The organism is Brevibacterium picturae (assembly GCF_030453725.1).
Classification (GTDB): domain Bacteria; phylum Actinomycetota; class Actinomycetes; order Actinomycetales; family Brevibacteriaceae; genus Brevibacterium; species Brevibacterium sandarakinum_A.
The window spans coordinates 1-21,531 of record NZ_JAKDJU010000036.1; the positions used below are offsets into that span (position 1 = coordinate 1).

The 21,531-nt window shown below is 64.9% G+C and carries 22 protein-coding genes; 10 read left to right on the plus strand and 12 right to left on the minus strand.

All coding sequences use genetic code 11. The annotated features are described in order from the left end of the window. Positions 1-46: 46 nt before the first annotated feature. Entirely contained in the window at positions 47-991 is a 945-nt protein-coding gene (gene dapD / locus L0G76_RS05745) for a 2,3,4,5-tetrahydropyridine-2,6-dicarboxylate N-succinyltransferase (RefSeq protein ID WP_304356360.1), read from the minus strand. Positions 992-1,034: 43 nt separating this feature from the next. On the opposite strand from dapD, the gene dapE reads away from it, so the two are divergent. From dapE to L0G76_RS05775, 6 genes are all read left to right on the plus strand, one after another. Further along, the gene (dapE, locus tag L0G76_RS05750; protein WP_304356361.1) at positions 1,035-2,201 is read left to right on the plus strand and encodes a succinyl-diaminopimelate desuccinylase; all 1,167 of its coding nucleotides are present in this window, start codon (positions 1,035-1,037) and stop codon (positions 2,199-2,201) included. 5 nt (positions 2,202-2,206) lie between these two features. Continuing rightward, positions 2,207-3,016 (plus strand): LOG family protein, encoded by an 810-nt coding sequence (locus tag L0G76_RS05755; RefSeq protein WP_304356362.1) that lies wholly within the window; start codon positions 2,207-2,209, stop codon positions 3,014-3,016. Continuing rightward, positions 3,013-3,912, plus strand: a complete 900-nt coding sequence (gene folP, locus L0G76_RS05760; RefSeq protein ID WP_304356363.1) for a dihydropteroate synthase — start codon at positions 3,013-3,015, stop codon at positions 3,910-3,912. Before L0G76_RS05755 ends, folP begins: the two co-directional genes overlap by 4 nt. Before the next feature lie 31 nt (positions 3,913-3,943). Next, entirely contained in the window at positions 3,944-4,213 is a 270-nt protein-coding gene (locus L0G76_RS05765) for a DivIVA domain-containing protein (RefSeq protein WP_304356364.1), read from the plus strand. After that, positions 4,210-5,445: a hypothetical protein gene (locus L0G76_RS05770; protein ID WP_304356365.1), complete on the plus strand. Its 1,236-nt coding sequence runs from the start codon at positions 4,210-4,212 to the stop codon at positions 5,443-5,445. The genes L0G76_RS05765 and L0G76_RS05770 overlap by 4 nt, the downstream gene beginning before the upstream one ends. 130 nt (positions 5,446-5,575) lie before the next feature. Further along, positions 5,576-5,746 carry a DUF3117 domain-containing protein gene (locus L0G76_RS05775; RefSeq protein ID WP_092101857.1) on the plus strand — a complete coding sequence of 57 codons (171 nt, stop codon included), beginning with the start codon at positions 5,576-5,578 and terminating at the stop codon, positions 5,744-5,746. Positions 5,747-5,849: 103 nt separating this feature from the next. Here the strand turns inward: L0G76_RS05775 and L0G76_RS05780 are convergent, their stop codons facing one another. Both L0G76_RS05780 and L0G76_RS05785 read right to left on the minus strand, forming a co-directional pair. Beyond that, complete coding sequence (locus tag L0G76_RS05780; protein WP_304356366.1) at positions 5,850-6,512, minus strand: O-methyltransferase; 663 nt, start codon at positions 6,510-6,512, stop codon at positions 5,850-5,852. A 12-nt stretch (positions 6,513-6,524) separates the two neighbouring features. Next, positions 6,525-6,857, minus strand: coding sequence for an MGMT family protein (locus tag L0G76_RS05785; RefSeq protein ID WP_304356367.1), 333 nt, complete (start codon positions 6,855-6,857; stop codon positions 6,525-6,527). A gap of 151 nt (positions 6,858-7,008) precedes the next feature. Here L0G76_RS05785 and L0G76_RS05790 point away from each other — a divergent pair, with 151 nt between their 5' ends. After that, the gene (locus L0G76_RS05790) at positions 7,009-7,485 is read left to right on the plus strand and encodes a twin-arginine translocase TatA/TatE family subunit (protein ID WP_304356368.1); all 477 of its coding nucleotides are present in this window, start codon (positions 7,009-7,011) and stop codon (positions 7,483-7,485) included. A 23-nt stretch (positions 7,486-7,508) separates the two neighbouring features. On the opposite strand, the gene L0G76_RS05795 is transcribed toward L0G76_RS05790, so the two are convergent. From L0G76_RS05795 to L0G76_RS05810, 4 genes are read right to left on the minus strand one after another with little or no spacing between them, the layout of a single operon-like run. Continuing rightward, positions 7,509-8,945 carry a polysaccharide deacetylase family protein gene (locus L0G76_RS05795; protein WP_304356369.1) on the minus strand — a complete coding sequence of 479 codons (1,437 nt, stop codon included), beginning with the start codon at positions 8,943-8,945 and terminating at the stop codon, positions 7,509-7,511. A 5-nt stretch (positions 8,946-8,950) separates the two neighbouring features. Next, on the minus strand, positions 8,951-10,075 hold the full coding sequence (locus L0G76_RS05800; protein WP_304356370.1) for an Mrp/NBP35 family ATP-binding protein: 1,125 nt from the start codon (positions 10,073-10,075) through the stop codon (positions 8,951-8,953). Positions 10,076-10,098: 23 nt separating this feature from the next. Next, complete coding sequence (locus L0G76_RS05805) at positions 10,099-10,650, minus strand: DUF1003 domain-containing protein (protein WP_304356371.1); 552 nt, start codon at positions 10,648-10,650, stop codon at positions 10,099-10,101. A gap of 2 nt (positions 10,651-10,652) precedes the next feature. Beyond that, the gene (locus tag L0G76_RS05810; RefSeq protein WP_304356372.1) at positions 10,653-11,927 is read right to left on the minus strand and encodes a magnesium transporter MgtE N-terminal domain-containing protein; all 1,275 of its coding nucleotides are present in this window, start codon (positions 11,925-11,927) and stop codon (positions 10,653-10,655) included. 216 nt (positions 11,928-12,143) lie between these two features. Between L0G76_RS05810 and L0G76_RS05815 the strand changes: the two genes are divergently transcribed. Further along, complete coding sequence (locus L0G76_RS05815) at positions 12,144-14,072, plus strand: calcineurin-like phosphoesterase C-terminal domain-containing protein (RefSeq protein WP_304356373.1); 1,929 nt, start codon at positions 12,144-12,146, stop codon at positions 14,070-14,072. 137 nt (positions 14,073-14,209) lie between these two features. On the opposite strand, the gene L0G76_RS05820 is transcribed toward L0G76_RS05815, so the two are convergent. Further along, positions 14,210-15,286: a P1 family peptidase gene (locus L0G76_RS05820; protein WP_304356374.1), complete on the minus strand. Its 1,077-nt coding sequence runs from the start codon at positions 15,284-15,286 to the stop codon at positions 14,210-14,212. Further along, complete coding sequence (locus L0G76_RS05825; protein WP_304356375.1) at positions 15,283-16,797, minus strand: aminopeptidase P family protein; 1,515 nt, start codon at positions 16,795-16,797, stop codon at positions 15,283-15,285. Before L0G76_RS05825 ends, L0G76_RS05820 begins: the two co-directional genes overlap by 4 nt. Positions 16,798-16,876: 79 nt before the next feature. On the opposite strand from L0G76_RS05825, the gene L0G76_RS05830 reads away from it, so the two are divergent. Next, positions 16,877-17,734: a PHP domain-containing protein gene (locus L0G76_RS05830; RefSeq protein ID WP_304356376.1), complete on the plus strand. Its 858-nt coding sequence runs from the start codon at positions 16,877-16,879 to the stop codon at positions 17,732-17,734. 37 nt (positions 17,735-17,771) lie between these two features. On the opposite strand, the gene L0G76_RS05835 is transcribed toward L0G76_RS05830, so the two are convergent. Both L0G76_RS05835 and L0G76_RS05840 read right to left on the minus strand, forming a co-directional pair. After that, positions 17,772-18,878 carry an acyltransferase gene (locus L0G76_RS05835; RefSeq protein ID WP_304356377.1) on the minus strand — a complete coding sequence of 369 codons (1,107 nt, stop codon included), beginning with the start codon at positions 18,876-18,878 and terminating at the stop codon, positions 17,772-17,774. Positions 18,879-19,013: 135 nt separating this feature from the next. Then, entirely contained in the window at positions 19,014-20,477 is a 1,464-nt protein-coding gene (locus L0G76_RS05840; RefSeq protein WP_304356378.1) for a DEAD/DEAH box helicase, read from the minus strand. A 61-nt stretch (positions 20,478-20,538) separates the two neighbouring features. Here L0G76_RS05840 and L0G76_RS05845 point away from each other — a divergent pair, with 61 nt between their 5' ends. Beyond that, complete coding sequence (locus L0G76_RS05845) at positions 20,539-21,171, plus strand: ferritin-like fold-containing protein (RefSeq protein WP_304356379.1); 633 nt, start codon at positions 20,539-20,541, stop codon at positions 21,169-21,171. Positions 21,172-21,297: 126 nt separating this feature from the next. Here the strand turns inward: L0G76_RS05845 and L0G76_RS05850 are convergent. Next, positions 21,298-21,531, minus strand: a 234-nt coding sequence (locus L0G76_RS05850) for a DUF3107 domain-containing protein (protein WP_487246990.1), incomplete at its 5' end; no start/stop codon positions are given.

Here is a 21,531-nt window from a genome sequence, read left to right on the forward strand (position 1 = left end):
TTCAGTTGACTGCAACTGAGCCGACTGAGACTCAGAAACCTGAGGCTCAGTGCAGGTCGGGGTTGAGCTCGATGCCCTTGGACGAGCGTGAGATCGCTTCGACGGTACCGGTGACGGAGTTGCGGCGGAACAGGATGTTGTTCTGACCGCTGAGTTCGGAAGCCTTCACGACCGTTTCGTTCTCACCGGGAACGGTGACACGGGTGCCGCCGGTGATGTAGAGGCCAGCCTCGACGATGCAGTCATCGCCGATGGAGATGCCCACGCCTGAGTTCGCGCCGAGCAGGCTGCCGTTGCCGATGGAGATGCGGTGTGTGCCGCCGCCGGAAAGCGTTCCCATGATCGAAGCACCGCCGCCGATGTCCGAACCGTCTCCGACGACAACGCCCTGGGAGATGCGTCCCTCGACCATCGCCGATCCCAGCGTGCCGGCATTGAAGTTGACGAAGCCTTCGTGCATGACGGTTGTGCCTGCGGCGAGGTGCGCGCCGAGGCGGACACGGTCGGCATCGGCGATGCGCACACCGGAGGGAATGACGAAGTCGGTCATCCGTGGGAACTTGTCGAGTCCATAGACGGCGACCGGCCCTTTGGCCAGCAGTTTCGTGCGGGTGGTCTCGAAGTCCTCCGGCGAGCAGGCACCGGCAGAGGTCCACACGATATTCGCGAGGTGCCCGAAGACGCCGTCGAGGTTGACGTCGTTGGGAGCGACCACGCGATGGGACAGTGCGTGCAGACGCAGGTAGGCGTCGGCCGCCGAAGCGGGACCGGCATCGAGGTCGATCGTCGTCGTCACAACCTCGGTATGCGTGCCTCTGGCCTCGTCTGGCCCGACAAGGTTGTCCAGGCCGTCCTTGTGGTAATGAGAGGTCGCGGCAGCCTCGGCGGCGTCGGGAGTCTCTCCGGTGCTCAAAGTGGGGTACCAGACGGTGAGGACGGAGTCATTGTGCAGGGTGGCCAAGCCACGTGCGGAAACTATGCGTTCTGTCATGCCACCAAGACTAGTCGGTGGCGGCAGTACTAGGCTAAGCGGTATGACTGTCGATCCATCTGCTGAGACCGAATCCGTTTTCACCCCCAGCGGTGACCTCGCCGATTACCTCTTTGAGGCTTTGGTCGACCCGGCTGAACTCACGGGGCGCCTGTGCGCCATCGAATCGGTCTCCGGCAACGAGACGACGATCACCGATGCCGTCGCCGAGGTGCTGGCCCGCATCGGCGCCGGGCCCGGCCCCGATCTGGAGGTCCTGCGAGACGGGGACACGATCGTGGCCCGCACCCAGTTGGGGCGGGCTGAGCGCATCGTCGTCGCCGGCCACCTGGACACCGTTCCCGTCGAAGACAACCTGCCGCCGCAGCGCAGACGATTCGAGGGCGGCGACGACGCCGGCGGCGAGGTCATCTGGGGGAGGGGCGCCTGCGATATGAAGGCGGGGGTCGCAATGGCGCTGGTCACCGCCGCGGCCCTGCGTGAGCCGAACCGTGACGTCAGCTGGGTCTTCTACGACCATGAAGAGGTCGACGCCTCGCTCAACGGACTCGGCCGCGTCTCCCGGAACCATCCCGACTGGCTCAGCGGTGACTTCGCGATCCTCGGTGAACCTTCGAACGCCTCGGTCGAAGGCGGCTGCAACGGCACCATCAGGGTCAACGTGTCGACGACGGGAGTCCGCGCACATTCGGCCCGAGCCTTCATGGGTGTCAACGCGATCCATGCCGCAGCTCAGGTGCTGAGCCGTCTCGCCGAGCACGAAACCGGGACCGTGAGAGTCGACGGGCTCGACTACCGGGAGTCTCTGTCGGCTGTGTCGATCTCCGGGGGAGTCGCCGGCAATGTCGTGCCCGACGCGTGCACGATCGCGGTGAACTACCGCTTCGCCCCGAGCAGGTCCGCGGCCGAGGCGGAGGGTTTCCTGCGCGAGTTCTTCACCGGCTTCGACGTCGTCGTCACCGATGCCGCAGAAGGCGCCAGGCCCGGCCTCGATCGCGCCATCGCCCAGGACTTCATCGACACCCTGGGGCTCTCACCTGCCCCGAAGCTGGGATGGACCGATGTCTCGCGGTTCAGTGCCTTGGGCGTGCCCGCCGTGAACTTCGGGCCCGGCAACCCTCTCTACGCCCATAAATCGGATGAGCACGTCGCCGTTGCAGAGGTCGAACAGGCCAGCCGGACTCTGTGCGAGTACCTTGAGGGGCGTTGAGACCGATGGCAGACCACGTTTCGCCCACCGGTGATCCCGCCGTTGGCGATCCGGCCGCCGGCGACCCGGCCTGCGATGACGACGCGAGCTTCTACAGCAAGGGACCTCTGCGTCTGCGCGGTTCTCAGGTGCCGGAGACGACCACGGACCAGAGTCTGCTGGATTCACGTGGGCCATCCGACTGGACCCACGAAGATCCCTGGCGGGTGCTGCGGATCCAAGCCGAATTCGTCGAGGGCTTCGACTCCCTGGCGAAGATCGGTCCGGCCGTGTCGATCTTCGGCTCTGCCCGACTGAGTCCGGACACGCAGGAATATCAGGACGCCCGGGAGATCTCGCGGCGCATCTCCGCCAGGGGCAACGCCATCATCACCGGCGGCGGTCCGGGCATCATGGAGGCCGGCAATCTGGGGGCAGGCGAGGCAGGGGGAGCCTCGATCGGCCTCGGCATCGAGCTGCCCTTCGAATCCGGTCTCAATGACCACGTCGAACTCGGCGTGAACTTCCGCTACTTCTTCGTCCGCAAGACGATGTTCCTCAAATACTCCCGGGGATTCGTCGTCATGCCCGGCGGGTTCGGCACCCTCGACGAACTCTTCGAGGCCTTCACCATGGTCCAGACCGGCAAGGTCACGTCCTTCCCGATCGTGCTCTTCGGCACGGCGTACTGGCAGGGCCTCATCGATTGGATGACGACGACTCTGTTGGCCTCCGGCACGATCAGTGACCGAGACATGAACCTGTTCACCCTCACGGACGACATCGATGAGGTCGTCGACATCATCGGCACCGCCATCGCGGGAGAGCCGCAGTGAGGGGTGCAGCGGAACCGAGCCCCGACCTCGGCGAGTTCCACCTGGCGCAGGCCCGGGCCGGCAGCCCCGCCGTCATGGCAGTGATCAACCGGACCACCGACTCCTTCTACGAATCCGCAGGCACCGCCTCCGAAGCCATCGCCGCCGTTGACGCGGCAGTGAACGACGGTGCGCACATCGTCGACATCGGCGGCGTGCGGGCCGGCCGGGGGCGGGAGATCTCCGTCGCCGAGGAGATCGACCGTGTCTGCCCCGTCATCGAAGCCGTCGCGCACAGTCATCGGCACGTACTCATCAGCGTCGACACCTGGCGTCACGAGGTCGCCGAGGCGGCCTGCGCGGCCGGCGCGGGGCTGCTCAACGACACCTGGGCAGGTGTCGATCCCGAACTCGCGTCCGTCGCAGCAGACAACGACGTCGGCCTCGTCTGCTCCCATACGGGTGGCCTGTCGCCGCGCACCGATGCTCATCGCAACCGCTACGGACTGACCGCCGGCGAGGTTGTCGACCGGACCCTGGCAGGGGTTATCGGTTTGGCCGAGGCCGCTGCGAGCGCCGGTGTTGCGGCTGAGAAGATCATCATCGATCCGACACCCGATTTCGGGAAGAACACCTACCAGTCGCTGCGGATCCTGCGAGAGCTGGAGACCTTCACTCGCACCGGCTTCCCGGTGCTGCTGGCAATCTCCCGCAAGGACTTCGTCGGCGAAGCCATCGGCGACGTGGCACCGGCCCACCGTCTGCACGGAACGATCGCGGCCACCGCACTGGCCGTAGCCAAGGGTGCCGCGATGATCCGCACCCACGATGTTCGCGCCACCGCAGACGCCCTCGCTGTGACCCTGGCGATCACCGGAGATGCGGTACCCGAACACACCGTGCGCGGCCTGCGCTGAGCAGGCGATGCCACTGTGAGAAAATGACGATATGCCATTGTGGATTGTGATCGGAGTGGCCGCGGCGATCTTCGTGCTCGTGATCGTGTTGGCGGCGTCATTCAACGTCTTCTCCGCCGAGTCCGCTGAGGAGACCGACGCCGCCTGGGAGCCGCTGCCTCACGACTTCACGCCTGAGGACCTCGAGGGACTGTCGTTCCGGCCTGCCCTGCGTGGTTACCGCATGGAGGACGTCGACACCGCGGTCGAAGCACTGCGCACCCGCATCCTCGAGTTGGAAGCCGCACGCGGGCAGCAATGAGCAGAGCCCACGACCTCCCCGGAATCACCCTCGCCCCTGAAGTCTTCAGCTCCTCCCGTCTGTCCCGCTGGAGCACATTGTTCCTCACCCTGCCCGTGTGGGTGCAGGCCGTGGCAGTGTACTTCGTCTCACGAGTCGTGAGCATCTCGATCTTCGCCGCGGTCCTCAAGCGCCAGGACCCGGCGAACTGGTCCTCGAGTCCGGTGACGACCACTCTCAACGACTTCCTCAACTTCTGGGACGGCGGCTGGTACTCCCGCGTCGCCGAGGAGGGATACCCGCGCAGCCTCCCGGTCGACGAGGCCGGAGCGGTGATGGAGAATCAGTGGGCGTTCTACCCTCTGCATCCCGAGGTGGTCGACTACATCTCGACCATGACGGGTGTGAGCTACGAGGTGATCTCACCGATCATTTCGACGATCGCCGCCGGGTTCGCCTCCATCGTCATCCTCGCGCTGTTCCGCAGATATGTGGATCCCGGGCAGGCCCTGACCGGTCTGGCCCTCGTCGTGTTCTTCCCACCGGCTGCCATCTTCTCAACCGGGTATGCGGAATCCCTGACGCTCCTGCTGCAGGCCGGCGCCCTCCTCCTCATCGTCGAACGCCGCTATCTGAGCGCGATCCCCGTCGTGTTCCTCATGGACCTGTCGCGGCCCATCGGTGTGGCATTCTCCTTCTTCATGCTGCTGCACCTCATCGATCGCTTCGCCAATCGCAGGCGAGACCCCTATCCCGCCGCCGAGGTGGCCCGATCGTGGACCTTGGGTGTGCTCTCGTGTGTCGCGGCGCTGGTTCACCCCGTCCATGCCTGGTCGGCGACCGGGTCGATCACCGCGTACACGGACACCGAGGCCGCATGGCACACGGGCGAATCGACCTACCTGGTGCAGTGGCTGGCCCAGGCCAACAGCCTCATCGGCCCGCTGGGACCGGTTCTCCTGTTCGTCGTCATCGCGGGAATGCTGGCACTGATCTTCTCCCCGGCAGGGGCCAGGATGGGCAGGACGATGCAGTACTTCTGTCTGGCATACGGCGTCTACCTGCTGATCTTCTTCACTCCGCAGACGTCAACCCTGCGACTTCTGCTGCCGCTGTTCCCGATGGCGCTGACGCTGTCTCTGGTGCGCTCTCGCGGGTACCGGGCGGCGCTGCTGTGCGCATTCATTCTGCTCCAGATCGTCTGGGTGGCCTACCTGTGGCACTTCACCCCACCGGCGGATCTGCCACCGTAGAAGCCAGGCTCGGGTGTCAGAATTCGGTCGGGTTACCCGTCGGTGACCGGATCGTGGAATAATCGATGTACAACAGTCGGTCCATCGAGCGTGAACCGTCTTTGCAGAATCAACGGAAGGAAGAGCCCACATGGCAGCCCAGAAACCCCGCACCGGCGACGGACCTCTGGAAGTGACCAAAGAAGGTCGAGGCATGGTGATGCGACTTCCAGTCGAGGGCGGAGGCCGTCTGGTGATCGAACTCAGCAGAGACGAAGCCACAGATCTGCATGACACCCTGGCCGAGACCTTGGGCCTCTGAGCACCACAGCACACATTCCCAGCTGAACGAACAGCCCAGCTGAACGAACAGCAGAGACTCCGCAGAGTCTCTGCTGTTTTCGCATTCTCAGGTCCCCGGCCGTTCAGCGCAGGGTCTTCTGCAGCATGAGCAGACCCTGGCCGATGGGCAGCAGGACGCGTTCGAGGCGTTCCTGTCCGGCCAGACGATTGAGCAGTCCCCGCGCCGCCTGCGTGCGCGGGGAACGGTCGACAGGATCGGCCACAGCCCCTTTGAGCAGGGTCTGATGGATGACGAGAAGCCCGTGGGTGTCGAGCAGACGCAGTGCCGGTTCGATCATGCGTTCGAGGTTCGTCGGCTCAGAATCGACGAAGACCATGTCATAGGCGCCCGGTGCCAGACGCTGGAGGACGTCTTCGGCGCGTCCGCTCATCAGGCGCAGGCGGCTGTGTCGGATCCCGGCCATGTCGATGAGGTCACGGGCCGCGGACTGAGCCGTGGAGTTCGTGTCGATCGAGGTCAGGATCCCCGCGTTGGGCATGCCTCGCAGCAGCGCCAATGTCGACGTTCCCGCACCCGTGCCGACTTCGACCGCCGCGACCGGCCTGAGCAGTCGGGCCAAAAGGGTCAGTGTCGACGCGGTCGTCTGTGACACCGACGCCAGACCGTTCTCGTGTGAGAGGGCCCGCGCAGCGTCCAGGAGCGGGTCGGGCCCGTTGTACTGTTCGGAGAAGGTGAGATCACCGGCATTCTCGCGTGACAATCGACCCTCGCTTTCGGCTGACATTTGATTTCAAGTCTAACTGCTCCCGGGATCGGTGCCGTGGGTCCGCCACAGCTCCTCGAGATCATCGACGCCGACGAAGGCCGAGCGGACCACCTTCTCATGCGTGTGCGCAGTGGCCTCGTCGTCCCAGTGCTCCCGAGCTGTGGGCAACAGCGCCTCAGGGAGCACACCAGCGGCGTTGACGACCCTCCACCAGGTGACATTCGACCCGAATTCCTTCATCACGCGTCCGACATAGCGCGGCGAGCAGGAGGCGATCAGTCCGACGGTGCCGTAGGTGGCCACTCGGCCCTCGGGAACGAGTTCGACGATGCGCAGCACTCGCTCGACAACCACCTCGTCCATCTGCTCGCCTCCCTGTAGTCTGCTGTTCCTCGGCCGAATATGCTGCCGTTGTCCGGTCGCACGTGGAGTGGATGAGCCTGCCTGTGATGCCCGCTCCATCCTGTGCTGACCGTGAGTCGAGCATACTGCGGTGCACGGTAGACTTGTTCTCATGTTGGGTATCAACGGCACCGAAATGTTGATCCTGGTGGTAGTCGTACTGGTCGTCATCGGGCCCAAACGCCTGCCCGAATACGCGCAGAAGCTGCGTGAACTCGTGCGACAGATGCGGCGCATGGCCGAGGGAGCGAAGGACAGTGTGCGGCGCGACTTCGGGGACGACTTCAACGATGTGGACTGGCAGAAGCTGGACCCACGTCAGTACGATCCGCGTCGGATCGTGCGTGAGGCCCTCGTCGAAGAGGATTCGGCCATCCGTGAGTCCAAGCTTCGCGAGTCCTCGGCTGCGTCGAGTGACAAGTCCGCTCAGTCGATCGACGCGGGTGCCGAAGACTCCCCAGACGGTGTCGAGGATTCCGAGACTGGCGATTCTCGACCGCGGCCCCAGTCACCGATCGAACGCTTCCAGGCTCAGTCGGTGATGCGCGATCGCTCCGCCACCGCGCCCTTCGACTCCGAAGCGACCTGAACCCAGCAGACCGAGGCGACCGGTCAGTTCTTCTCCACCGCGGGATGTTCCGGGTTCGAGCACAGTTCGTCGCCGTAGCCGCGGCAGAAGTAGGAGCCGCCCTTTTCGAATCCTATCCCCGCGAACAGCCGGCTGACGGTGACCGGGTGGAGTCCTTTGTCCTTCACGGTGCTGAAGACCCCGGGGGCGGCATCGACCGTCGTGGGATGGATCGAGTGCATGAGGACGATCGACCCCGGACCGGCATCGGCTCTGACGGCAGAGACGGTCCGATGAGAGTCCTTGTGCTTCCAATCGCCGGTGTCGACGTCCCAGATGATGGCTGGTCGCCCGAGAGCCGACGCAGCCGATCTGTCGAGTGCTCCGAAGGGCGGGCGCACCAGCTCAGGAGCCCTCGAGACCGCTGCTGTGAGCGTCCTGTCGGTCCTCTTGACCTCGGTCCTGACCGCGGCGCTGCTCATACGGTCGAGTCGTGGATGAGAAAACGTGTGGTTGGCGACTTCGTGCCCGGCGGCCGAGATCCGCTTCGTCATGGCCGGGTCTGCGGCCACCCGGCTGCCGACGAGGAAATAGGTGAGGCGGACCTGCGCCGTGGCCGCCTCCTTGAGCAGTCGATTCTCGACCGCAGGCTTCCCGGGGCCGTCATCATAGGTCAGCGCCACGCAGGGCAGCAGCGTGCACGAGAAGTCGGGGTCACGCTCGTCCGCACCCGTGGGCAGATCCAGCGGGGTCCGGAGCGAGTCGACGACTCGTGTGCCCAGGGGAGTCAGATCGGTGGCGGTCAGCGGTTCGCCGCCGATGGTCAGGCTTCCGGACTCGTCAGCGGCCACCTCGGCGGGGTCGATCGTCGAGGAGAACATGTCCTGGACATGAATCGTCGTGTCGTGGGCGAGGTCTGTGAGCACTGCCCAGGTCTTCTCTGCGGGCGAATGCACTGTCAACGAGGACACGAGGAAGTCTCCACCGGCCGCGATGAGGCGATTGCTGACCTCCACATCCGTGGACGCGGTGTGGTGGTGACCGTCGTCGGCCTCCTTCGCCGAGGCGGCCGTGGCCGGAACGAATGCCGTGGACTCCCAGCGGTGGACCGGTGATGTCGCCACAGGGGAGTAGGCCCGGTGGCCGTGGAAGCCACCTGCCGATCTGATGGTTCGCAGAAGAGTCTTCTCGGTGGCAGAGTTCAGTGAGTTCGCACCGGGCAGGCCGAAGACATGGATGTTCGTCTTCGGATCGCGTGTGTCATCGACCATCGCGTAGCTGCGGATGCTCTGCCTCAGCGCGTCGAGGTTCGCCTCTGCCGTCGCGGCGCTGTCCCTGTCCCGCCCGGGATCAGGGCTCTGCCGACCGGTGCGAGTGGGGTCGTTCCGGGTGGGTCCGGACACGACGCATCCGGCAATGAGGGTCAGGACCGCGCAGGCTGCGAGAAGTGCGACAATGCCTCGGGTGCGGTGGACGATCACGCGGATCAGACCGGGCTGAGGCCCAAAGACCTGCCGGACAGACCGCGCGAGCGATGGCCCAGTGCCGAGGCCAAGGAGGCGAATTCGCGTGCGGCGGGGGAGTCGGGCTGTCCCAGGACCACAGGGGTCCCTGAGTCCGAGCCTTCGCGAACCTGCGTATCGAGCGGCACCTGTGCCAGCAGTTCGACCTGGGTACCGACCGTCGTGGACAGGTTCGCGGCCACCTGGGCACCGCCACCGGAGCCGAAGACATCCATCCGGGTGCCGTCGGGCAGCTCCATCCAGGACATGTTCTCGATCACTCCGGCCAGATGCTGGTCGGTCTGGGTGGCGATGGAGCCGGCGCGTTCGGCGACCTGCGCGGCCGCCTGCTGAGGTGTCGTGACGACGAGGAGTTCGGATCCCGGGAGCAGCTGCGCCACGGAGATCGCGATGTCACCGGTGCCCGGCGGCAGGTCGAGGAGGAGGACGTCGAGATCACCCCAGAAGACGTCGGTGAGGAACTGCTGGAGGGCGCGGTGGAGCATCGGGCCCCGCCACACGACGGCTTGGTTGGCAGGCACGAACATGCCGATGCTCATCACCTTCACGTCATGGGCGACCTGGGGGATGATCATGTCATCGACGCGGGTCGGTTTGCCCGAGAGTCCGAGCATCGTCGGGATCGAGAAGCCGTAGATGTCGGCGTCGACGACGCCGACCCGCAATCCGCTCTGGGCCAGGGAGACGGCGAGGTTCGCGGTGATCGAGGACTTGCCCACACCGCCCTTTCCCGAAGCGATGGCATAGACCTTCGTCAGGGAGTCGGGCTTGTTGAATGGGACCTCGCGGCTGGTGCCGGGACCCTGGAGCTTCTCGCGCATCGCTGTGCGCTGTTCGGGTGTCATGGTGCCGAGGATCACGGACACCTCGGTGACGCCGTCGACCTTCGACACCGCAGCCGTGGTGTCCTTGGTGATCGTGTCCTTGAGGGGACAACCGGCGATGGTGAGAAGAACGGTGACGGTGACTTCTCCGCCGTCGATGCTGATGTCGTCGACCATGTCGAGTTCGACGATGTTGCGGCGGATCTCCGGGTCGATGACGCCTGTCAGAGCTTCCCGAACAGTGTCCTCAGATGGCGCACTCATGTTCACGTCCTTTCTCGTCCCGATCAGTCGTCTCGGGGCCTCCAGCCTACCTGCTCGTCGTCGGACCGGTCACTTCGGACAGGGTCGTTGGCGGGTCCCTTCGCGTCTTCCTCGAGTTCCTTGAGCAGGTCCTTGAGCTCGGAGCGGATGAAGTCGCGGGTCGCCACCTCACGCATGGCGATGCGCAGTGCTGCGACCTCACGGGCCAGGTATTCGGTGTCGGCGAGGTTGCGCTCTGCCCGCTGCCTGTCGTGTTCGAACTCCACGCGGTCGCGGTCGGTGCTGCGGTTCTCCGCCAGCAGGATCAGCGGCGCGGCATAGGAGGCCTGCAGCGACAGGATCAGCGTCAGGAGCGTGAAGTTCAACGACCGAGGGTCGAACTGCCAGGCCTCGGGAAGAAGCGTGTTCCAGATCAGCCAAACGGCGCAGAACACGGTCATTCCGACGAGGAAGGCGGGAGTTCCCATGAATCGGGCGAAGCCCTCGGCGCCACGTCCGAAGGTCTCCGGAGACATCGCGATGCTGGGAAGTCTGCGTCTGCTCGAACGGGGAACGTCGAAATCGTCAGCAGCCATGGCTATCCCCTCCTGTGATCATCGCGCCCGGAGACCCGCCAGTCATCGGGCAGCAGCTCGTCGAGGACGTCATCGACGGTGACCACGCCGATGAGGTGGTCGTTCTCGTCGGTGATCGGCACCGACACCAGATTGTACGCCGCCAGCAGTTTGGTCACCTCGCCCAGCGGCGACTCCGGTGGCAGCGGTTCGACCTCCGTGTCGAGCATGATGCCGACAGCCTCGTGCGGCGGGTGGCGCAGCATCTCCTGGATGTGGACGATGCCCAGATACTTGCCCGTCGGGGTCTCGATCGGCTGGCGGCAGACGAAGACCGCCGCCGCCAGTGCCGCGGGAAGGTCTTCCCGGCGGACATGGGCCAGCGCCTCGGCGACGGTGGTCTCCGGGGTCAGGATGACCGGTTCTGTGGTCATCAGCCCACCGGCGGTGTCGTCATCGTAGGACAGCAGGGTCCGCACATCCTCGGCGTCATCGGGCTCCATCAGGGTGAGGAAGCGTTCTGCCTGCTCATCGCTGAGTTCGCCGAGGAGGTCGGCCGCGTCATCGGGCTCCATCTCTTCGAGCACGGTGACCGCACGTTGGGTGTCGAGGGAGGAGAGCACCTCGACCCGAGTCTCGTCGGGCAGCTCCTCGATGACATCGGCCAGACGCTCGTCGTCGAGGGCTCGGGCGACCTGGAGGCGACGTTCGGCCTTCATCTCGAACAGGACGTCGGCGAGGTCGGCCGGCTTCGTGTCCTGGTAGGCGGCGATGAGCTGTGTCGCCTCCTGGTCGACGTCGGAGTCTGCCGGGTGCTCGGTGTCGGTCCACGAGATCTGCATCGTCTCACCGCGCCGGCGGAAGGCGGAGAACGCACTGCGCTCCTGGACTCTGCGCACGAAGAGGCGAGTGACCTCCCAGTCCTTGTTGACCTGCTGTTCGATGCCGACGTCCTCGATCTGGATGGGGGAGTCATCGTCGCGCAGTCGCAGGCGGCGGTCGAGGAGGTCGTTGATGACCAGCGTCTCCGAGCGGCGCTGTTCGAAGCGTCGCATGTTCACCAGACCGGTGGTGATGACCTGACCGGAGTCGATTGAGGTCACCCTGCCCATCGGCACGAACACCCGTCGTCGCCCGGGAACTTCGACGACGAGGCCGATGACCCGTGGGAACTGCCGCATGGTTGCGCGGTAGACGATGACGGCATCCCGGACACGACCGACCTGGTCCCCGAGAGGGTCGAAGACGGGGACGGCGATGAGGCGCGCGACGAAGACTCTTTTCGGTGGACCACTCATGCTCTCAAGCCTACGGGGTGATGCCCGAGGTGTGGGGCAAGCGCGCGTGATGCTCCGGCGGCGAGAGCCGAAGAAACGGGCGTCGGCGCGCGCCATTCCGACATCACTTGTTGTTCATTAGGCTGTCGCACCGCTGTCACACAGGTGTCTCTCAGACTCCGTAGCGTCCTTGTCCGGCAGATCTTCCGGCTATCGATAACAAGGAGACCAACCAATATGTCTGAAAGACGACTTCGACCCAGCGCGGTGGCGGGGCTGAGCGCCTGTGCCGCCCTCGCCGTGATGGCGCCGCTGGCAGGAGCCAGCACCGCATCGGCGGCCGAGGCTCCCGCCGAACTCTATGAGGGGCATGTGCAGGTCGACCGCGGTCAGGCCGATGACCCGGAAACGCTGCAGGGACAGGTATTCGACGACGTCAACGAGAACTCGAAGCTCGACGGGGACGAGACAGGCATCCCCGGTGTCGCCGTCACCAACGGCATCGACGTCGTGCAGACCGATGGTCAGGGCACCTACGAGCTGCCGGTTCGAGAGAATATGACGGTCTCCATCACGCAGCCCTCCGGCTGGCAGGTGCCCGTCGACTCGGACAATTTCGCCCAGTTCAGCTACAACCATCTTCCGGAAGGATCCCCAGGGGACTTCAAATACGGTGGGATCGAACCCACCGGTGGGACTCCCAAGGCAGTGAACTTCCCGATGATCGAGTCCGAAGCGACCGCCTCGGCGAAGCAGGACTGCGCCATCGCCTCCGACACTCAGGCCTATGACAAAACCGAAATGGGCTATGCCCGCGACGGAGCGGTGGGTGATCTGGCCGATCGCAGCGATTACCAGGGCTGCGGCGTCCTCCTCCTCGGCGACAACGTCGGCGACGACCTCAGCCTCAACGACGAACTCCGTGACATCTACTCCGAGATGAACGGTCCCGTCCGTGCCGCGCCGGGCAATCATGACCAGGACTACGACTCGCCGGACGACGCCCACGCCCTTGACACCTTCCGTGACCAGTTCGGCCCCGGCCACTTCTCCTACGATGTCGGCAAGACCCACTTCGTCGTCCTCGACAGCATCGAGTACTCGGGCAACGAGTCGACGAAGAAGTACAAGGAGAAGATCGGCGAGGATCAGCTCGAATGGCTGGCCAACGACCTCAGGAACGTGCCGAAGAACGCCCACGTGGTCATCGCCACGCACGCTCCGATCGTCGACCACCAGCAGGTCATCGTCGATGATGCGAGCGATCTCTACGACATCATCGGCGACTACCCGAACGCGGTGACCGTCGGTGGGCACACGCACACGCAGGAGAACCTCATCGCCGGCGAACAGCGTGAGGAATGGGCGGCCGAAGGCATCGACGAGCTCCCGAACACCCAGATCGTCGCCGGCGCGGTCTCCGGCGACTGGTACTCGGGCGGGCTCAACGCAGACGGGCTTCCCTACGCCTTCACCCGCGACGGATCGGAGCCCGGCGTGCTCACCCTCGAGTTCGACGGCGCCGACCGCAGCGAACGTTACACGGTGCGCAACGAATCCGATGACCACCAGCTGCTGCTGGGCGTGAACTCACCCGAATGGCGCGAATGGGCGCAGGAGGCACAGGACTGGCAGGATGCCGACAAGGCGGGCACCGAACCTGAGGCCATCTCCGAGCGCGTCGTCACCCGTGATGATCTCAAGCAGGGTGAGACCTGGCTGACCTCGAGCTTCCTGGCCGGCACCTCGGACGCCCGGGTCGAGATGAGCTTCGACGGCAAGGCCAACGTCCTCGCCGAGCACACTCAGCCCGGCAAGGGCGAAGCGCTGGCCAAGGGATGGGAGTACACCGACCCGTACACGGCTTCGCAGAACCTGCGCACATCCGGCAGCGTCGGGCAGACGAGCTCGCACCTGTGGCGCGCTGAGATCCCGTCCGATCTCGATCTCGGCACGCACAGCGCCGAGGTGACCGGCACAGACCGGTACGGCCGCCAGTACACGGAGACCATCCGCTTCACCGTCGTCGAGGACGAGGCCGCCGCAGCAGCAGCCTCGGAGAAGAAGCTGGCCAAGGACGGCTTCGACACTCAGCAGGAGACGAAGGTCGACGAAGATGACCGTCAGGGGCTCGACTCCGACGAGGCTCGCAAGGCCTCGAACTGATCGAATCCCCTGAGCGAGGCTGTCGAGGCAGATTCGCATAGGACAGGGGCGGGCACGGACATCGCTGATATCCGTGCCCGCCCCTGTTTCTGTCCGTTCTGTCCGCCTCAGCGTTTCCCGCCGGCACGGCGATCCTCTCAGTCCAGCGCTGTGAAGGCTCCCGCGAACTCGGGGGCGACATCGTGGAGCGTCGGCGGCTGGCCCCACGAATCCGGCACCGAGGCGGCAGCGGCGTGGGCGTCGATGATGGCGAAGCTCAGAGCGTCAGCGGCGGCGGCCGTGATCGAGACCTGATCGAGTGTCGAGGCCGCGAAATCCTCGGGCAGGCTCATCTCGCCGGTGGCGATGCCGAAGACGGTGTCGCCGTCGAAGAGCGTGTGCGAGGGGTGGACGGCCCGGGCGATGCCGGCATGAGCACCCGAGGCGAAGCGGGTGACCTGGGCCGGGTCCAAGCGTGCATCGGTGGCGACGACGGCGATGGTCGTGTTCTTCGCCGAGGTGGCCTCCGCCGAGGACACGGGGGCGGCAGGCAGATGCCCGATCCTCGGCAGTTCGAACCCATAGGAACGCAGCAGCGGGTGAGCCCACAGCGTGCCGTCGGGCGTCCCGATCGTGCCCAGCGGGTTGGCCACCACGAGGGCCGCGACGGTATATCCGCCCGGCAGCCGGATCGCGAACGAACCCAGCGAACTGCGCATGCTCTGCATCCCCGAACGAGCACCCACACCCGCGCCGAGGCTGCCCCTGACCTCGGTGTCCTCTGCACCGTCGGTCGCGGCAGACAGCGCAGCGTGGGCGGCCGCCGCACCGTCCTCGGCAGTGGGCGGACGGACGGACCCGTCGCCTCGACCGAGGTCGAAGATCGCAGCGGCGGGGACGAGGGGGACGACGGTGTTCTCAAGCCCAGGGGCGGGAAAACCTCGGCCCGCCTCGGCGAGGGTGCCGACGACTCCGGTCACCGATGCCAGCCCCAGGGCCGAACCGCCGGTAAGGACGATCGCATCGGCACCATAGGAATGGGTGCCGGGGGCGATGACGTCGGTCTCGTGGGTGGCAGGGCCCCCACCACGGACATCGACGCCGACGCGCGAACCCGCAGGAGGCAGGACGGCCGTGACACCGGTCAGCCGATCGGGACTGAAGTGACCGGCATGGCCCACAGCGATTCCCGGTATCTCCAGGATTCCCCCACCCCGAATCGAGCGTGCGCTCATCGGCCCTGGACCCAGGCCTCGACCTCGGTGCGGGTACGGGGAAAGCCGGCGGAGAGGTTCTCGACACCCTCGGCGGTGACGAGAACGTCATCTTCGATGCGCACACCGTTTCCGCGGAACTCCTCGGGCAGGAGGAGGTCGTCGGTCTTGAAGTACAGGCCGGGTTCGATCGTGAAGACCATGCCGGGTTCGAGCACGCCGTCGAGATACATCTCGGCGCGTGCCTGGGCACAGTCGTGGACGTCGAGGCCCAGGTGGTGGCTGGTTCCGTGGACCATCCAACGCCGGTGGTGCTGGCCCTCCGGCGACAGCGACTGGGCAGCGGAGACGGGCAGGATTCCGAACTCCTCGAGGCGAGCGGCGATGACCTCCATGGCCGCTTCGTGGATCTCGCGGAACTTCACCTCACGGCCGACGTGCTCAGCGGCGACGGCGAAGGCCGCATCCGATGCCTCGAGCACGGCGTCGTACATCTTCGCCTGAACGTCGGTGAAAGTGCCCGAGACCGGCAGCGTGCGGGTGATGTCGGCGGTGTAGAGGGAATCGGCCTCGGCCCCGGCATCGACGAGGATGAGGTCGCCGGCGCGGACCACACCGTCATTGCGGATCCAGTGGAGGGTGCAGGCGTGGTTGCCCGACGCAGCGATCGTGTCATATCCGATGCCGTTGCCGTCCGAGCGGGCCGCCGTCTCGAAGGCCGTCTCGATGACGCGTTCGCCGCGTCGATGAGCCACCGCGGCAGGAAGCGAGGCGACGACGTTGTCGAAGCCGGAACGGGTGATGGCCACAGCTTCGCGCAGAGCATCGATCTCGTGCTCGTCCTTGATCAGGCGCAGCTCGGACAGCAGTTGTGCCAGTTCGACGTCGCCGGCCTCCGAGATCTCGAGATCGGCCTGCACCTGGCTGCGGGCGACATCGATGACCGAATCGATGCGGACATCGGCCTGGCGGACCAGACGGACGGAGATCGCGCCGAGGTCCTTCGTGATCGCATCGTCGACCGTTGCAGAGCTCTCGGTGGCAATGCCGGTCATCGTCGACATCGCTTCAAGGTCGGCGCGGGGACCGACCCAGTACTCGCCGTAGCGGGAATCGGAGAAGAACTCAACGGTGTCCGATCCCGCACGGGGACGGAAGTACAAGGTCACGCTGTGGGTGTCGTCCTCGGGTTCGAAGACGAGGACGGCGTCCGGTTCGGAATCGGTCTCGAGACCCGTGAGGTGAATGAATGCCGAGTGCGCACGGAAACGGTAATCGGTGTCGTTCGACCGAACCTTGAGGCCGCCGGCGGGAACGACGAGACGCTCACCGGGGAAGGCCGCGGAGACCTTCGCCCGTCGGGCTGGGGTGAATCCGGCTGCGGCAAGCGCCTGGGCGTCGAGTGGTGTGCGATCCCAGCCCTCGGCGACGAAATCACGGAATGCCTGCGAATTGGGGCGGTGGGAGCGGTTGTTGACGCGATCGTCAAGGGCCTGGGTCTGGTCATTGCTGTCTTCATTCTGGGCTGTCATGCTTCCATTCTAGGCACTGCCCGCGGTCATTGCCGGGACGAAGACGAGCATCGTCGGTGTCTGCGGATAGACTGGACGCATGGTCATAGATCTCCATGTGCACACTGCGTTCTCGGACGGGACTCAAACCCCGTCCGAACTCATATCCGAAGCGTCGATGGAAGGCATCGACGTAATCGGCGTCACGGACCATGACACCACTGCCGGGTGGGCTCCAGCGGAGGCTGCCGCCAGGGTCTACGGCCTGGGGCTGGTCCGCGGAATGGAGATCTCGTGCCGGCACGAGGGAATCAGCGTGCACCTGCTGTCCTACCTCCACGATCCCTATGACACAGGCTTGGCAGCGGTGGTCGAAGAGACGCGACGCGCCCGCTTCGATCGCACACACCTCATCATCGACCGCCTCGCGGAGGACTATCCCATCGACATGGACGCGGTCCTCGCCGTCGCCGGCGAAGATGCGACGATCGGTCGGCCCCATATCGCTGATGCCCTGGTGGCCGCGGGCATCGTCTCCTCGCGCACCGAAGCCTTCACCTCGATCCTGTCCAGCCACGGCAAATACCATGTCAGCCTGCCGACCATCTCTCCGATCACCGCCATCGCACTGATCCGAGAAGCCGGCGGAGTCTCGGTCTTCGCCCACCCGCGCGCTGCGATGCGCGGGCTGGTCGTGCCCGACACTGCGATGGCCGATTTCATCGCGGCGGGTCTTGACGGTCTTGAGGTCGATCATCGCGACAACCCGCCGAACGAACGCGAGGTCATGCGCAGACTCGCCCACGAACACGATCTCATCATCACCGGGTCGAGTGATTATCACGGCACCGGAAAGCCCAATCGCCTGGGCGAACATGTCACCACCGATCACATGTTCTCGAAACTCCTCGAGCGTGCGAACTCCCGCCCCGGGGGAGTCGACTTCATCCAGGGGTGAGACCCGGCGGCCGGCTGTCGGCACCCGGCAGCCGACTTCATCCGAGGATTCGGCGCAGGCGCAGCCTTCCCCACGTCAGGCTGAGTGCGTAGGACAGGACCGCGGTCAGTCCGAGATAGCCCACATACTGCACGACCAGCAGCAGCGGCGAGGCCTCGATGACGAAGAGGCGCTCGAAGAAGAGCTCGAGGAAGAAGACATGCACGAGGAACGCGCCGAATGAGGCCCCAGCCAGCTTCGTGAAGAAGCGCGTCGTGCGTTCGCCCAGTTCGATGCGGGAGATGATGAGGATGACGCTGACCGCCAAACCGACGATGAGCGGATTCGCATTGGCGATCGGGTACGAGTAGTCCGATTCCCAGAAGAAGACTCCGACCGCGCAGGCGCCGAATGCGAGGACCAGTGTCCACATCGGCGGTCGCAGATCCTTCGCATAGTGGATGAAGAAGGCGCCCATGCAGAAGTACACCACCTGGTAGGTCGCAAAGCCCCACTTCCATGCGTCCTGGCTCGAGCCGAGCTGTTCGAGCACGAACGGCGCCCAGACACTCGAACAGGCCAGGACGACAGCCAAGGCAGTGAGCTTCCACGGTCGCTGCCCGCGCCAGAACAGCACCAGGGTCCCGAAGACGAGGATGAGCGGGATGTACGCGTAGAGGTACCAGAGATGGAATGCGGGACGGCCGGCTTCGAGGAAGGTGCGGACCAGATCGTGGCGAACGTCGATGCCGTCGGTGTCGAAGAGGTTGAAGCCGAGGATGAAGATGATCGACCATGCGAACAGCGGCACGACGTGTCGGATGATGCGGTCCCACACCTTTGCTCCCGACCGGGGAGGCGCGCCCACGAGGGTAGCCCAGCCGGCGATCATGAAGAACATCGGGACCGCCCACGGATTGACGGCCTCGGCGAGGTGGCCCAGCAGCCAGGCGTGATCGGCGTCCGCCTCCTCACCGCGTCCGATGAGGACTCCACCGGAGTGGCCGACCATCACGGTCAGACCGGCCAGAACGCGCATGACATCGACATCATGGCGGTGGCCCCGTGAGGCGAGCGGGAACTCCTGCGAGCGAATCTCGGGTCGGATTCCCCCCTGTGGTGCTGCTGTGACGGACTCCGCGTCCGGTCGGTGCGAACCGAACAAAACTCACTCTCGTTCATGCTTGACGACATCGGCCCTGTCATTGTCTGGGCATGAATTGAACGCAAGATGAACGAGCGGCCCCGACCACTGGTGGTCGGAGCCGCTGCTCGGCTGAGACTGGTTCTGGCTATCGCCCTATTCCGCGGAGTTCTGGCTGTCGCTGGGGGCACTGCGTCCCACGGGCTTGCCGCCACGGGTGCGTCGACGTTCGCGGCTCCGGCGGGGCTTCTTCCGTCCTTCGTCGCCTGCCGACGATCCCCTGCCGCCGGGCGAACCGCCTCGGCGCTGTTCAGATGTCTTCGCGCCGGCATGGTCTGGAGAACCGTCGGTCTGCTGCCTGCGCAGGCGCCCCTTCGTCCCCTTGGGGATTGCGAGGTCGGCGAAGAAGTGCGGCGAGGTCGAATAGGTCTCCGCGGGTTCGTCGTGGTCGAGGCCGAGGGCACGGTTGATCAGCCGCCACCGTGGCATGTCGTCCCAATCGACCAGTGTCACGGCGATACCCGTGTTGCCGGCACGACCGGTGCGGCCGATGCGGTGGACATAGGTCTTCTCATCATCGGGGCACTGGTAGTTGACGACATGGGTGACATCGTCGATGTCGATCCCGCGTGCCGCGACATCGGTGGCGACGAGGACGTCGACCTGACCTTCGCGGAAGGACTTCAGAGCCTTCTCCCGCTGCACCTGGCCGAGATCGCCGTGCAGTGGCTTGGCTTGGAAACCGCGGTCGGCGAGTTCGGCGGCGAGCTTGTCTGCAGTTCGCTTGGTGCGGGTGAAGATGATGGTTCGTCCGCGTCCCTCGGCCTGCAGCATTCGGGCGACGAGTTCGCTCTTGTCCATCGAATGGGCGCGGTAGACGTACTGAGTCGTGTTCTTGCCCAGCAGCGACAGGTCTTCGTTGTCGTGTGCCCGAATGTGGGTGGGTCGGCTCATGTAGCGCCGGGCCAGGGTGATGACCGCGCCGGGCATGGTGGCGGAGAAGAGCATGGTCTGACGGTGTGCCGGCACCGCGTTGATGATCTTCTCGACATCGGGCAGGAACCCGAGGTCGAGCATCTCGTCGGCTTCGTCGAGGACGACCGTGCGCACCTTGTGCAGCCGGAGAACCTTGCGCCCGTAGAGATCGAGGAGACGCCCGGGTGTGCCGACGACGACATCGACACCGGTTTTGAGCGTCTTGATCTGCGGGTCGAAGTCCATGCCGCCGTAGATGGTCATGATGTCGATATCACGCTGTGTGGACGCAGTGACGAGGTCGGCAGCGACCTGTTTGGCCAGCTCACGGGTGGGCACGACGACCAGAGCCTGGGGGAGGCGTGTCTCGGTGCTGTCGGCCACGATCTCGGGTGTGCTCTCAGGATCGGCTGGTGCGCCGCCATCCTCATTCTTGCCGACGACACGCTGCAGGAGCGGAATGCCGAAGCCCAAAGTCTTGCCCGTTCCCGTCTTCGCCTGTCCGATGATGTCGGCTCCGGACAGTGCCACAGGCAGGGTCATGGCCTGGATCGGGAAGGGGTGGGTGATGCCTGAGGCGGCCAGCGAGGCCACGATCGGCCCAGCGACTCCCAGTTCTGCGAAATCTGGTTCTGTCTCCGCCATGTTTCAAACTCCTTTTAGCGCCTTCGCGCTCGTCATGGTCGTGAACCGGTACTCTTGAGTTATGCCCGATTCAGCCCCATTGGCCGGTAATAATGCTGCTACGCTCGCACTTCTGGCGTTCGGCGAGCTGACCGCTTTCGAACGAATGGCCACCAACGCGACCACCGCTGTGCACATGGACGATAAAGTCACTTTGGCGCGGTTGGCCTCTCTGTCCTTTGCGAACTTCGAAGAGCTCTCGCAGCACATCAGTCGATTGGGCCAGGATGCGATCGAGCTCTGTCAGCATTTCGAGCCGACCTTCACCGTGCTGGCGGAACGGACTCGTCCTCGTGACTGGCACGAAAGTCTCATGAAGGGATTCGTCTTCGACGGAATCATGAATGACTTCTACCGCACGGCCGTGGATGAGCTCAGCGAGCCCGGATACAGCCTGGCAATTACTATTCTCGATGATACACGGGCGACTGAATATGTGCGCAATCGTCTGACTGCTGACGTTGCCGCCGACTCTCAGCTGGCGTCGCGTCTGGCGCTGTGGGGACGCAAGCTTGTGGCCGAAACCCTGGGCCGAGCACGCAACCTCCTCACGGATCCATTTCTGGGCATCGATGAAGAACTGGTGGTGGCGTCGATTCCGGCGGTGACAGCCAACCATTCGAAACGGATGTCGGCGCTGGGGCTCGTCGCCTGAGACAGTTCGAAGCCGGAGGGTGAATAGGCTGAGGGCCCGGTCAGAAACCGGGCCCTCAGCCTATTCACGAGGAATTCACCGTCGTTCGACGTTCATTCCTTCACGATGCTCTGCGCAGGCAGTCGCTCAGGCACCGAAGCCGACGCGCCGGGCATTTTCCGTGCCGATTTCGACATAGGCCAGAGCGGCACCGGGGACGAATACCTGGCGTCCCTTGGAATCGGTGAAGGACAGCAGCGATTCGGACTTGACGGATTCTTCGATACGCGCGGCCAGATCTTTGGGGGCCTCGTCAGATTCCATGACGATTTCTCGCTGTGACTGCTTGACGCCGATCTTGATTTCCATTGTGCTCCTTGT